This is a genomic window from Terrisporobacter mayombei, from assembly GCF_020748465.1.
Lineage (GTDB): Bacteria > Bacillota > Clostridia > Peptostreptococcales > Peptostreptococcaceae > Terrisporobacter > Terrisporobacter mayombei.
Map to the genome: position 1 here is coordinate 200,051 of NZ_JAHZMP010000002.1, position 13,710 is coordinate 213,760.

Annotated in this window: 15 protein-coding genes; 12 read left to right on the forward strand and 3 right to left on the reverse strand. The window is 31.4% G+C overall.

Going from position 1 to position 13,710, the window contains the following annotated elements; all coding sequences use genetic code 11:
* The first annotated feature begins 137 nt into the window (after window positions 1–137).
* Complete coding sequence (locus tag K0039_RS07235) at window positions 138–350, forward strand: hypothetical protein (RefSeq protein WP_228104382.1); 213 nt, start codon at window positions 138–140, stop codon at window positions 348–350.
* A 528-nt stretch (window positions 351–878) separates the two neighbouring features.
* Window positions 879–1,949: a uroporphyrinogen decarboxylase family protein gene (locus K0039_RS07240; RefSeq protein WP_228104383.1), complete on the forward strand. Its 1,071-nt coding sequence runs from the start codon at window positions 879–881 to the stop codon at window positions 1,947–1,949.
* A gap of 171 nt (window positions 1,950–2,120) precedes the next feature.
* Here the strand turns inward: K0039_RS07240 and K0039_RS07245 are convergent, their stop codons facing one another.
* Both K0039_RS07245 and K0039_RS07250 read right to left on the reverse strand, forming a co-directional pair.
* Window positions 2,121–3,734 (reverse strand): ABC transporter permease, encoded by a 1,614-nt coding sequence (locus tag K0039_RS07245; RefSeq protein WP_228104384.1) that lies wholly within the window; start codon window positions 3,732–3,734, stop codon window positions 2,121–2,123.
* Window positions 3,735–3,757: 23 nt separating this feature from the next.
* Window positions 3,758–4,639 carry an ABC transporter ATP-binding protein gene (locus K0039_RS07250; RefSeq protein ID WP_228104385.1) on the reverse strand — a complete coding sequence of 294 codons (882 nt, stop codon included), beginning with the start codon at window positions 4,637–4,639 and terminating at the stop codon, window positions 3,758–3,760.
* Window positions 4,640–4,971: 332 nt separating this feature from the next.
* Here K0039_RS07250 and K0039_RS07255 point away from each other — a divergent pair, with 332 nt between their 5' ends.
* From K0039_RS07255 to K0039_RS07270, 4 genes are all read left to right on the forward strand, one after another.
* The gene (locus K0039_RS07255) at window positions 4,972–5,568 is read left to right on the forward strand and encodes a TetR/AcrR family transcriptional regulator (protein ID WP_228104386.1); all 597 of its coding nucleotides are present in this window, start codon (window positions 4,972–4,974) and stop codon (window positions 5,566–5,568) included.
* Between the two features lie 226 nt (window positions 5,569–5,794).
* Window positions 5,795–7,138 (forward strand): Na+/H+ antiporter NhaC family protein, encoded by a 1,344-nt coding sequence (locus K0039_RS07260; RefSeq protein WP_228104387.1) that lies wholly within the window; start codon window positions 5,795–5,797, stop codon window positions 7,136–7,138.
* A gap of 289 nt (window positions 7,139–7,427) precedes the next feature.
* Entirely contained in the window at window positions 7,428–7,589 is a 162-nt protein-coding gene (locus tag K0039_RS07265; RefSeq protein WP_228104388.1) for a hypothetical protein, read from the forward strand.
* Window positions 7,590–7,672: 83 nt separating this feature from the next.
* Window positions 7,673–8,098, forward strand: a complete 426-nt coding sequence (locus K0039_RS07270; protein WP_228104389.1) for a GNAT family N-acetyltransferase — start codon at window positions 7,673–7,675, stop codon at window positions 8,096–8,098.
* A 162-nt stretch (window positions 8,099–8,260) separates the two neighbouring features.
* Here the strand turns inward: K0039_RS07270 and K0039_RS07275 are convergent, their stop codons facing one another.
* The gene (locus K0039_RS07275) at window positions 8,261–8,812 is read right to left on the reverse strand and encodes a helix-turn-helix domain-containing protein (RefSeq protein WP_228104390.1); all 552 of its coding nucleotides are present in this window, start codon (window positions 8,810–8,812) and stop codon (window positions 8,261–8,263) included.
* Window positions 8,813–9,042: 230 nt separating this feature from the next.
* Between K0039_RS07275 and K0039_RS07280 the strand changes: the two genes are divergently transcribed.
* The 6 genes from K0039_RS07280 (at window position 9,043) to K0039_RS07305 (ending at window position 13,568) form a co-directional block, all read left to right on the forward strand.
* Window positions 9,043–9,636 carry a hydrolase gene (locus K0039_RS07280; protein ID WP_228104391.1) on the forward strand — a complete coding sequence of 198 codons (594 nt, stop codon included), beginning with the start codon at window positions 9,043–9,045 and terminating at the stop codon, window positions 9,634–9,636.
* 462 nt (window positions 9,637–10,098) lie between these two features.
* Window positions 10,099–10,665 carry a 50S ribosomal protein L25/general stress protein Ctc gene (locus K0039_RS07285; protein WP_228104392.1) on the forward strand — a complete coding sequence of 189 codons (567 nt, stop codon included), beginning with the start codon at window positions 10,099–10,101 and terminating at the stop codon, window positions 10,663–10,665.
* A gap of 332 nt (window positions 10,666–10,997) precedes the next feature.
* A complete protein-coding gene (locus K0039_RS07290) occupies window positions 10,998–11,933 on the forward strand; it encodes a M14 family zinc carboxypeptidase (RefSeq protein WP_228104393.1) in 936 nt (311 codons plus the stop codon).
* 202 nt (window positions 11,934–12,135) lie between these two features.
* The gene (locus tag K0039_RS07295) at window positions 12,136–12,282 is read left to right on the forward strand and encodes a glycine zipper domain-containing protein (RefSeq protein ID WP_228104394.1); all 147 of its coding nucleotides are present in this window, start codon (window positions 12,136–12,138) and stop codon (window positions 12,280–12,282) included.
* Window positions 12,283–12,337: 55 nt separating this feature from the next.
* Complete coding sequence (locus tag K0039_RS07300; protein ID WP_228104395.1) at window positions 12,338–12,850, forward strand: GNAT family N-acetyltransferase; 513 nt, start codon at window positions 12,338–12,340, stop codon at window positions 12,848–12,850.
* 148 nt (window positions 12,851–12,998) lie between these two features.
* A complete protein-coding gene (locus K0039_RS07305) occupies window positions 12,999–13,568 on the forward strand; it encodes an HD domain-containing protein (protein ID WP_228104396.1) in 570 nt (189 codons plus the stop codon).
* The last annotated feature ends 142 nt before the right edge of the window (window positions 13,569–13,710 follow it).

The window sequence follows — 13,710 nt, forward strand, 5'->3', positions numbered from 1 at the left end:
AATCTTCATATACAATATTTTTAATATTACTTATATATTTACGACAAAAAAAATAAAGTCTGTATATCTGCACAAACTTTATTTTTTAATATAGAATCTTAAGAAATATGGTAAGCTAGTATATGGGAAGGTAACGGATGATTCGTTTAGTATGTGGTATTTATGGGAATTATTTATATTTTAAACATTGTGAAAGAAAGATAAATGATACTATGAACTTAGAGGAAGATTTAAAAAATAATAAGTTGCACAGAGCAGGTGGTGTAAGTATAGTTGGATTGCTTGGAGTTTTTATAGCAGTATTTATTGCTACAGGAATATATGTAAAATACAATCCTTCACCATTTTAGTATAATGAGAAGTAAAATGAATAAATATAGATTTAAAAGTTATTGTGGGAAAAATAAAATAAGAGAGATAACAAATTCCTTTTACCTGTAGATTCTCAGGTGAAGGGGATTTGTTATGATAGCGAAGTACAAGTAACCCCAGGGTGGACCCTGGAGCTATGAAATACTTTTCATCCAATATTAATTTAATCAATATATGACAAAGATTTATAAAAATTATCAATTTTTATAAATCTTTTTTATATGGTACCCTATAAACAAACAGGAGTATAAAACCATTTTGCACTACTTGGAACAGAGAAGGCAAGATTAAGGGAATCAAACTAATATAAAAACAAATAAAATATGGAGCAAGACTATTTCATCAAAAAAAGAACTTTTAAAAAAGTTAGCTAAGTGTGTAGCTAAGATGGAGGATGAAGAAGATTCTCAAAAGGTAAAAGGTGTTACTCGGGAAGAACCTAGTTAGAATAATGTTTGAAGTTTCCAACCAATTGAGAATATAGGGGATTTTAGGAGGAGTATATAATGCATAAAGATGATCAAATGACACCCAGGGAAAGATCAGCAGCGTTTTTCTCAGGAAAAGAAATAGATAGAATACCAACAATGCCTTTTGTTACATCAATATCAGGTAAGGTAGTAGGGATGACATTTAGAGAAAAAACTAGTTGTGCAAAAAATCACGCTAATGCACAAATTGCATGTTACAAAAGATTTGGCAATGATGGTATTTCTATAGAATATGGATTACATGGAGTGGGAACAGCTCTAGGAAGTAAAACAAATAATCCAGAAGATAGTGTACCAGCTATAATAGATCACTATTTAAAAAATCTTAATGATTTAAATTGTTTAGATTTATCAAAAGTTGAAAGAAAGAATGATCCATGGCTTCAACTAAATTATGATGCCTATAATATAGCCCTAGATGAATGTGGAGATGAAGTGGAACCATCATTTAGTATGGTTGGTCCAATAACAGCAGCAGGAAGTCTTTATCCAGTGGAAAAATTATTAAGATCAATTAGAAAAGAACCAGAAAGAGTACATGAGCTATTAAGATTTAGTACAGATGCCTTAAAAATAGTAATGCAAGACTTTTTAAAGGCAGGATCAGATGTATCTTTATGTGATCCAATTGCTTCAGGCACACTAATAGACAAAAAAACTTATAGAGAATTTGTACTTCCATACACAAAGGAATTAATAGATTATGTTCATGAAAATGGAAGAACTGTTGCATATCATGTTTGCGGAGATACTTCTCACATGACTTTAGACTTAGTTGAAACCGGATGTGATATGTTAAGTATTGACAATAAAGTTAGTTTATTAGATACAAAAAAATTGGTAGGAGATAGACTACCTATTGTAGGAAATGTGGATCCAGTGGAAGCAATTATGCTTGGTAGTGAGGAAGATGTATATAGGGCTGTAAAAAATTGTATTAAAGATGGTTATGATAGCCCTAAAGGATACTTACTAAGTACAGGATGTGGTATACCTATTAATTCACCAATTGAAAATATAGATGCCATGATGAGTGCTGCCAGAAAGTATGGTAAATGGCCAATAAATCCTAGTGATTTTGAATAAAATTTAACCTAAAATTAAACCTAACCCCGGGGTCAACCTCGGGGTTAAGTAATATAAATTTCTTATAAGATGTTTTTTATTAATTAGTTACGTAATATTAATAGCCCTATTTATGGTATGGTGTTCAGGTATAGGAAACTATTATATAGAATTAATTCAATTCTTCAACTATTAAGCTCCTTCAATCATATCACGTTTGCGATATCCAATATAGCCAAATACCATCAAGACCATACTAATAACTGTCATAGTAATAAATATTTGTCCATCAAACTTATCTATTGGCATACGTGGAATCCAACTTTGAACAGCTGTTTTTGAAAACCATTCTGGCAAGTCTAAAATTCCCCCAAAGTAATTTAAAGCAAAAGAATAGCCAAGATATACATAAATCGCTTTACCTAGTTTTGGTGCCCAACCTAAAGCCAAAGCTGCAAGTCCGATAAAGAATAACACAGAAGGCAAGAAGTTATAACCTGCAGCAATAAAATCTACCATATTCATAGATGAGCTATTATCCATTACAGAAATTGCTGTACAACCAAGGCTACCTGAAGCTAGTAAAATTCCCGCTACTCCAGTAATAATTGCCAAAATAACACTCGTCCAATAGAGTTGAGCTCTAGTCACTTTTGTTGAATAAAGCTGGCTTAAATGTAACCTTCCTTCTTCAGAGAAAAGTTTATTAACAATAGCAATTGGTAAAACAGAAACCAATCCGATCATTACCATCATAATAGTTCCAGTAAATGATTCTTCGATTGAAACACCTGATATGGCAAACATTTGACTCATTAGTTCATTACTTTCAATAAATGTCTGCATATCTCCATAAATGGAACCATAAGCTGCTCCCAGAATTACAAAAGCAACCAGCCAGCTAATCATTACGCCTTTGTTAAGCTTAATAAACAAGCCAGGTACGGACAGCAATGATTTTTTTGCTGTTGCTCGTCCTTCCCTTTCAGGTAAGTAACCAGCACCCATATCACGACCACCTTCAAGTGCAAAAGCAATAATAACTAGAATGATACTGAAGACTGTAGCAAAAACTAGTGGTAACCAATTATTTTCAGTAAATGGATAAGTCAAATAAGTCCAACTCATAGGATTGATCATTGAGAAGTCAATATTTGACATATCTGTACCAGCACGAACAATATAGAGTAAACCTATAATACCCAGGGATGAACCAGTTGCACCAGATGAAGTTGGCATAATTTGTGCCATAACTAATGCAATTACAGCTCCCAAAATACCAGCCATTCCAACTGATGCACCAAACAATAATGATCCTTCGGCAGAAATGGTATCTGCACCAAAGCTAGTCATAAGCCCACCAATAAAAAGGGCTAATAAAATGTTGATGAGTATTATTTCCGTAATCACAGCAAGGGAATTAGCTTGACGCCCTACTTGAAAGGAGCGTACTAGTTCAGTAAGACCATAATCTTCTTCCTTACGAGTATGGATCACAACATGCAAAGCAGACATAATCATGGCAAATAAACCACAGAATAACAACATTTCATGAGCATACATTGCACCCAAAGTATAATCAGTTGCTGTGTCTACTGGTGTTGGACCAACCATTGAAATCATAGCAGGATTTTTCATAGTTTCATACATTCCCAGTAAACCTTGCCCTTTACTAATTTCTTCAAAAGCTGGAACAAAACCACCTGAAAACAAACCTAAACCTAAAATCCAAATGATTATTTTTTTCCAATCACGTTTCAAATATTGTACAAATAGGGTACCCCAACGTGCAAACTTTTCTTTCATAATATTCTCCTCCGTTTCAACCATTAGACTTCATAATGACGCATGAATAAGTCTTCAAGCGTTGGTGGTACAGATTCAAACTTCTTAACACCCAATTTTGCCGCTTGTGATAAGATATCATTAATATATTCATTATCCGCTGAGAATGTGGCTTGATTGCCTATTTGCTTGAAGTGATGGACACCCCTAACAGATTTCATATCAGCTACATCACCTTCTGTTACAACAGTAACTGTAGAACGAGTTAAGTGACGCAATTCATCCAATGTTCCAGTTTCAACAACTTTTCCTTGGCGAATAATAACCACCTTATCTGCTAAACGTTCCACTTCACTCAAAATATGAGAAGATAGTAAGATTGCTTTACCTTCATTCTTGATTTTTTCAACTTCATCCTGGAAAACAGCTTCCATCAATGGGTCAAGACCAGAAGTCGGTTCATCAAAAATATACAAATCAGAGTCAACTGACAATGCCGCAATCAAACCAACTTTTTGGCGATTTCCTTTTGAATAGCTCTTTGCCTTTTTCTTAGGATCCAATTCAAAACGTTTAATCAAATAGTCACGCTTTTCCTTGTCTCCACCGCCATGTAATTTAATAAATAAATCAATAATTTCACCACCTGTTAAACTTCCCCAAAGAGCCACATCCCCTGGAACATAAGAAATTCGCTTATGAATTTCAAGACTATCTTTCCAAACATCTTTGCCAAAAATTCTCACATCTCCAGCATCACCCTTGATAATTCCAAGCAAAGTACGAATCGTTGTTGACTTACCCGAACCATTTGGTCCAATAAAACCGACAACTTCTCCAGCATTTACCGTGAATGTAACATCATGCAATGCTTTAAATTTACCGAATTTTTTTTGTAACCCTTGTACTTTTATAATTTCTTCCATAACATTAAAGCTCCTTTCAAAAAATAATTTAAGATAGTTTTATAACGTGCTTTCCAGTTTAAAGCAAAGTTTAAAAATTTATAGTGATAATATGAACTATAAATACATTGAAGGTTCATATTATTGCTTTTTTTACTTAATTTTAAACTAAAGTTCATTTATAAATTCATTATAGTTTTTTTTTTTAGTATAGTCAATTAAAAAACAATATTTGGAACTATTGTTTATTTGATAATTCAGAACTATTATTATATAATTATACAAAAGAAAAATATGAACTAATATCCTATAGATATTTTATAGTTATGATATATAGACGGGAGGAATTGCCAATGAATGGTTATGAAAAACGAACACAGGAAAAGAAAAATCAAGTTCTAGAAGCAACTTTTCATTTGATGAATACAGATGCTGGCATAGAAAATTTAACTATGGATGATATATCCAAAGGTTCCAATGTTGGCAAAACATCAATTTTTAAGTATTTTGGAAGTAAAGAAAATCTTATCTATGAGGTTTTTAAGTGTTTTTTAAATGAAATAGGAGAAACAGCCCGAGAAATCATGGCAGAAAATAAACCTTTTGAAGAAACCCTTATTGCCATGGGTCAGAACAAAATCAATTATCTAGAAAAAGTTAACAAGCAGTTTTATTTGGATTTGATGGATTTTTTCACCAAGAAGAATGATGACGGATTATCTTTAATAATGCAGGAGTACAACAAGGAAAGTTATAGTATCATGCTTGATTTATTCCATCGTGGGCGTAAAGAAGGCAAGGTTGATTTGAAATATTCAGATGAATTTCTTTTGATTTATTTCCAAGCACTTGTTGAAGGTATTTCCAGTCCGCACATCTACAAAAAAGTTCTTCCTTATACAGCTCATTGGACAGAGTTGCTGATTAAAGGTATTGCACCAAGTAAATAAAGTTTAAGTAAAACAAGGCTATCTCGCTAAAATAGTGAGATAGCCTATATTATTTTTACAAAAAACAACAATGAATTAAAAAACAAAAATATTACTATAAAAAAAATCGATACATATATGGCCATTATTGAAAATTGACGACTTTTGTTGTTGGTACCTTATTTGTGTGATACATTTATCAAGTAAAAAAGGTAAGAATTAGAAAAATATTTTAGGAGAGAGTAAAATGGAAAATAGTAAGAAATCAAAAGGGAGTTTTTTAGGGTTAGTGCCATTATGCGTATTTTTAATTTTATACTTTGCAATTGGTATAGGCACAGGAAGTTTTGAGAACATGCCTTTAATGATAGGCATAACAATTGCAATTGGTGTAGCTTTAGTCTTAAATAAAAAAGGTGAAGAGAAGTTATCTTTTGAAGAAAAGGTTACCATGCTTTGTAAGGGAGCAGGAGATGACACATTAATACTTATGGTAGTAATATTTTTATTAGCAGGAGCATTTTATGGAATAGTTGGTGCAATGCATGCTAGTGATTCTATTACAAACTTTTGTTTAAGTATATTACCATCTAATATGGTATTACCTGGTTTATTTCTTATAGGATGTATATTAAGTTTTGCAATGGGAACTTCAATGGGGACAGTATCAGCTTTAATGCCAATTGCCATATCTCTTGCTAATGCAACAGGATTTAGCATGGCTTTAGTATGTGGAGTTGTTGTAGGAGGAGCTATGTTTGGTGATAACTTATCATTTATATCAGATACTACAATAGCAGCTACTCGTACTCAAGATATACCAATGAGAGATAAATTTAAGGCAAATATGTTAATGGTTTTACCAGCAGTTGTTATTACTTTAATTTTATTAGCTTTACAAACAACAGGTGGTTCATTCGATGGAGTGAGGGGAGAATACAATCTAGTAAACATGCTCCCTTATGTAATAGTTATTGCATTATCACTATTAGGAGCAAATGTTATAACAGTTATGAGTGTAGGTGTGCTTGTAGGTGTAGTAATAGGGGTTATGCATGGAGATTTTACTTTAATAGGATCTTTAGCTATTATTCATGAAGGTATGACTTGGATGGAAGATATGTCTTTAATAGCTATTTTAGTTGGTGGTTTAGTTGTATTAATGAATTATCTTGGTGGTATAGATTGGTTACTTTATAATTTAACTAAAAAGACTAAAACTGCTCGTGGTGCAGAGTTATCAATAGCAGCATTAGTAAGTTTAATTGATATATCAACAACAAATAATACTATATCAATTATAACAGCAGGACCTATAGCCAGAGATATAGCTGATGAATATAATATACCAAGAGCTAGAACAGCAAGTATTCTTGACTTATTCTCATCTGCTTTCCAGGGGTTACTACCATATGGAAGTCAATTACTAACAGCAGGTGCATTGGCAGGTATATCACCAGCTTCAATTTTACCTTACAGCTGGTATTCTATGTTAATGGTAGTATTTGGAGTAGTGTTTATATTACTAGGTTGGCCTAAAATGTCATCAAAGAAAGATTCTAATGTGGAAATTGATAAATTTGGAGCATAAAAATTATAGCTTCCAAAGTTAGAGTATTTAAAAAGTTTTAATATAGCACTTATCTTTTCTTTTATGATAGAGATAAGTCAGCTATATAGGAAGCAGCTCTTGAGGAAATTGCCAACGAATCAAAAATAGAATGGGATATAGATAGAGAAGAGTGGTTAAAAGAAGTTAAAAAATTAATGTTATAATTAGTATGTAATCAAACTATAATTCGACTCACACTTGTTAGAAATTATTTAAATTAAGTGGAAGTGGAACTATTTGGACATATGAAAATAGTTCAGATATTGATTTGAAAGTTCTATATATCTTATCAGTAAAAAGTGGAAAGGCAAAAATGACTTTAATATTGCCTGACAATACTGTTATTAATCTTGTAGGAAATACAGACAAAGCCACTATTAATGGAACAACATTATTAACTGTACCAATAAAAAAGGTAATAATCGCATAAAAGTATCACTTAAATATACAATTTAGGATACAATTTTATTATAATAGGAAATAGTTAAATAATAATTTTTGTTGAGGTGAATTATGGATACACAACTTATTTATGAAGTACCAACTGCCAAAGATTATGTGAGTCTAAGATTGCGTTCAGGTATGGGAAGTAAAGATTTAGAAAGAAGTCAAATAGCTTTACAAAACTCTTTATTTACAATATCAATATATGATAAAGATAAATTAATTGCTTTTGGAAGAATAGTAGGTGATGGTGGTATAACCTATGTGGTAAGTGACATTATGGTAGATGAAAACTATCGTAGAAAGGGATTAGCAGATTTGATAATGAAAGAGCTAGATAATTACTTTGATAAAAATACATATGAGGATAGCTATATTTGTTTAATAGCAAATAATCCTGCTGATTTGTTATACAGCAAACATAAATTTGAGTATTTACCAGAAAATAAATGTGGTATGTTGCGAAATCAAAAGAGCAGTGATGATAATTTCTAAATTAGGTAAGGATAATATAACAAAAGGAATACTTAAAGTAACAAGAACTTTGAGTATTCCTTTTTCTATTTCAATGAGGTAATATTTATGCTGTTAACTTGAATGACATAAATATTCTTTTTGCTTTAAGTTATATTATAATTTAGATGATCCTACCTAATATTAAGCAGAATAAAAATTTGTTATAGTAGCTTTTAAAGTCCCTTTTCCACTATTAACATATAGATGTTGGCTAGATGCAGAAAAGCTTATTGAATCATCAGCAGTTAGCGTATAAGTTTCATTGTTTACTTCTAATGTCAATTCCCCTTCTAAAACCATGATATATTCCTGTGACTTTTCAGAGTGACCTACGGATTTATATGTGCAACCTTCATCAATTTCAATTTGGAAAAGTTCAAAATTACGATAGGGTGTACTTGTGTAATAACAATATACTCGATAGTGACCCTCTTCAGTAAGCTGAGCTTCAATATCCCTTTTCCTTATAACATGGGTATCATGCTCCTTTTGTTCAAGTAATGAGGTATAAGAAACTTTTAACCCATTAGCTATTTTCCATAAAGTGTTTATAGTTGGATTAGTGTCACCTTTTTCGATTTGAGATAGCATGACTTTACTTACACCAGATAATTCAGCAAGTTGACCTAAGCTTAAATTTCTCTCCATACGAAGTGTTTTTAGATTTTGTGCAATAATAAAATTTATATCCACTAAGGTATAACCTCCTATAATAGTGTTGACAAATATATTTAACAAAAGTAAAATAAAACTAACGATAAATATATTTAACGTTTGTAAACTATTATACAGTAACCGCTTAAATGAAACAAGGAAAATAAATAGAAAAAATTTATTTTGACATTTATAAATAGCGAACTGAAGTATTTTAGTACAGATTAATTTCTGAATTATATTTTATAATTTTAAAGGAGTGTATTATTATGATAAAAAGGGAAGAAGCATGGAGTTTACTTAATGAATATAATAAAGAGCCATTTCATATTCAACATGCTTTAACAGTTGAAGGAGCTATGAAGTACTTTGCAGAGAAACTAGGATATGGGGATGAATTAGAATTTTGGTCTATGGTTGGGTTGCTTCATGATTTAGACTTTGAAATGTATCCAGAAGAACATTGTAACAAAACTCAAGAAATTATGAGAGAACGAAGCATTGATGAAAAATTAATAAGAGCTGTAGCTAGCCATGGATATGGACTTTGCTTAGGAGAACTGCCTAAACCAGAGCATCAGATGGAAAAAATATTGTTTGCAGCGGATGAACTTACCGGACTTATTGGTGCAGCTGCAAGAATGCGTCCATCTAAGAGTGTTATGGATATGGAACTTTCAAGTCTTAAGAAAAAATTCAAGGATAAGAAATTTGCAGCAGGATGCTCACGTGATGTAATTAAACAAGGTGCAGAGATGCTTGGATGGGAGTTAGATAAATTGTTTGAAGAAACAATTCAAGCTATGCGTTCTTGTGAAGTATATGTTAATAATGAAATGGAGATCAGCAATAAATATATATAATAATTACATTATACACAGTTTCAAGAAGGGTACACGAAAGGAAAGATGCCCCCTTGTTTTTAAATGGGAACTATTATATACTATACTTAATTGTAAATAAAAAATAACATTGTAAATAAAAAGAACCGTCTTTAAAGAAGGGCTTTTGGTATTGCGCTTATTGCGTTGTATAAAGAGCTCTTCTTTTTTTATTAGGGTTCGAAAAGAGATTGATTAGTTTGGGAAGTAAATATTAAGTTAAAGTCAAAAATATTCAGACTTTTACTTTGAACTGCTTTTGGAAATCAAGTTTAATATTGATTAAATGAAGCAATTTGAGGAAAGTAACAATGCATTACATAAAGAAAATGGTAGGTAAGCTGTGACAAGGAGTAATAAAAGCCTCACTTCTATCGCCTGTTTCTTTGCAACGCACGACGCTGCAATTAAGCATATATAATAAAACAATTAGGAGGAAACAAAATGGAAACTATTAATGTTCAAAAACGTGATTTTAATGTAAAGGCAAAAAAAATGAGACGACTCGGGATGGTTCCTGGAGATGTGTTTGGTAACTCTTTGCCAGAATCAATCTCTATTCAAATGGAAGAAACCGTTGCACGCAAATTGATTCGTCTTAAACGTGAAGGCAGTAAACTGATGATGAATATCGATGGGAAAACAGTACCGGTACAAATTAAGGAAAAATCTTTGAATTCAGTTAACAGTGAAATTTTACACATCAGTTTTCAAGCGTTAACTGCAGACGAAAAAGTCAACAGTTTAATTCATATCATTATTACCAATGATGATAAAATCGCAGGGATACTGGAAAGAATACATCTTGAAATCCCATATGCTTCTCTACCTGAAGATATGATTGATACCATAACTATTGACGTTGATGGAATGAAGGCAGGGACTGCTTTAACTGTTGGAGAAATTCCTGAACTAAAGAGTGACAAAATTGAATTACAGATTGACCCAGACAGTATCGTATTGCGTGTAAGTGAAAGAAAAAATTATACTCCTACAGCTGTTGAAGGGTAAATAAATATTAAGAACACATAATTATGGAAAGAGCTTAGATGGTTGTGCACTTTGGTGTAAACACATGAAAAGCTCTTTTCTAATTTTGGGGAGGAAAATAATGAATTTAGTAGGGCATCCTGCCCTTTTGGAAATATTTTAATTAAAAACTAGAATAATTTAAAATTAGTACATAAGAGAAGAACAAATATAGAGAGCTAGTATATAAATACACCTTAAAAAATGCAACCTAAGGTTAGAAAAATCATTGCTTCTATCTATACAGTGAATTTATTTAAATATCATAGAATATATATTATATATGCACAAAAATGTAATAATGGAGTGATAAAATGATAAATAGATGCATTAAAAGTTATATAAACTTATACCAATCCAGCCACTTTTCCAAAGACATCAACGAAGCTATTTATAATCTATGCAAGCATAATAAAAAATTATTAAGTCTAAATAAAATAGGGGAATCGGTACAAGGAACACCTATACTATCTATAACTATAGGGGAAGGAAGTACAAAAATATTAATTCAAGGAACACATCATGCTAGAGAAGCAATTACAACCATATTGCTACTAGACCAAATTAACTACCTTTTAAAATTATATAAAATGGACAAAAGTATAAATAATATGAGTATACATAAACTCTTGAAATATGTAACTTTTGTTTTAGTGCCATTAGTTAATCCAGATGGTGCAGATTTAGTAATAAACGGAGGTAAATATGTATGCCCAAAGTATAAATATAAACCTTATCTAAAAGAAGAATTGTTTCCACGTTGGAAAGCTAATATAAATGGAGTAGATTTAAATAGAAATTATCCAACCAAGTACCCAGCTGATGATAGTGTAACCTATCCACAATATGCTTTTTATAAAGGTCCATATTATTTCTCAGAACCAGAAACCTATGCTTTAAAATGCTTGACAGAAAAATATCTATTTGATGGTACAATTTCTTATCATTCTTCAGGAGAGATAATTTACTATCAGTATAATCAATTAAATATAGAAAGAGATTTAGCTATAGCTAGTAAAATATCTAAAGAGACAGGATATGTCCTAGAAGAAGAAGAAAAACAACCTGTCACAGGTAGTGGATATAAAGATTGGTTTATTGAAAATTATGAAAAACCAGGACTAACTATAGAAGTATCTCCAAATGTAGGGGAGCAGAAGGTTCCTGTAGAAAACTATAGAGATATATTTGAAAGAAATAAAAATGTACCTATACTATTTGCTCAAGAAGTTTTTCATAGAGTGATATAAATATTGAAGTTTCACATTTTTTTCAATATTATAATGATTAATCAGTTCTTGCTAAATGACTTTCAATAGATTGGTATTTTAATTTGGATAAAAGTTCAATAACATATATAAATATGATCAAAGTTCGCAACTGTTATATAATGCTAAATAAAGAAACGTTTGATACTATATAGATAAATAGAAATTTGAAGGAGTAGAAAATATGAAAAATGAGGATATAAGTTATTTAGCATTAGGATTATGCATTGGCGTTACTCTTGGTTTAGTATTTAAAAATTTAGCCATTGGTTTGTCTCTTGGTTTGCTTATTGGAGTAATACTCGATAGTAACAAAAACAAGAATGAATAAAATTTATATAGTAGAGTATATCTAAAAATAGGTATCTAACAGGAGTTGAAATATTATGAGAGAGTTCTTTTTAAAAACAGACAGGATAGGTTTTTCGAAATGGGATTGTAGAGACCAAGAACTTGCAAGATTATTATGGGGTGATTCGGAAGTAACGAAATATATTTGTGCTTCAGGCATATTCTCTCAGAAAGATATTATTAATCGTCTTAATATTGAAATATCTAATTTAGAGAAATATCAAGTTCAATATTGGCCAATATTTGAGCTTGATACCAATGAACTGATAGGATGCTGTGGATTGAGACCTCGTAGTTCTAATGAGTACGAAATAGGCTTTCATTTACGAAAGAAATATTGGAATCAAGGATATGCAACAGAGGCAGCAAGAGCTGTTATAAACTTTGCTTTTAATATACTCAAAGCCGAGAATTTGTTTGCTGGACATAATCCAAATAATAAAGGTTCTCAGAAAGTACTACAAAAATTGGGATTTATTTATATTCGTGATGAATTCTATGAGCCAACAGGTTTATATCACCCTTCATATAAACTAACTGAAGAATGATGTATTATCTATTGCAAATTGTGATGATATTAATTTAGGGGCGGTTATATAGTAAAAGAAAGTTTACTTTTAGCCAAATGGACATGGTCTTATTTATATATATTTGTTATAATATTTCATAAATAAAAATTCTAGGGGGGAACTTTGTATGAATACATCAACATTTCTGGAAATATTAAAAGTAGCAGAAAAACTAAAATGCAATACTAGGCACTCATGGACATCGAGCGGACGCCATGAAAGTGTAGCAGAACATAGCTGGCGTATTGCATTAATGGCATTATTAATGCGTGATGAATTTCCAAAGATTGATATGGACAAGGTAATTCATATGTGTTTGATTCATGATTTAGGGGAAGCCTTTACTGGTGATATTCCCACTTTTGAGAAGAAAGAACAAGATAGTGAAAAAGAGGATGAGATATTTTTCCAATGGATTGCAACTTTCCCTACTCCTTATCGTGAGGAATTCACAGAGCTTTTAAAGGAAATGAATGAACGTAAGACTGATGAAGCAAAGCTTTACAAAGCATTAGATAGCTTAGAAGCAGTCATTCAGCATAACGAGGCGGATATTAGTACTTGGATTCCGCTAGAATATGACTTACAGTTTACTTATGGTGCGGATAAGGTGGAGTTCTCTCCTTATTTAAAAGAGCTGAAGGAAGAAATAGACAAAAAATCGACAGAAAAAATAGCTCAAAAGGATGAAGCTTAGTTATTTAGAATAAATAACAATGGCTACCTCACAAGTAAGGATGCTAATTTTGATTAGTAGTACAAGTTACGGCAAACGTATCACAATTAAGTGATACGTTTTAAATTGCAAGGATATAATAGGGATTGAAAAACTGTGTAAA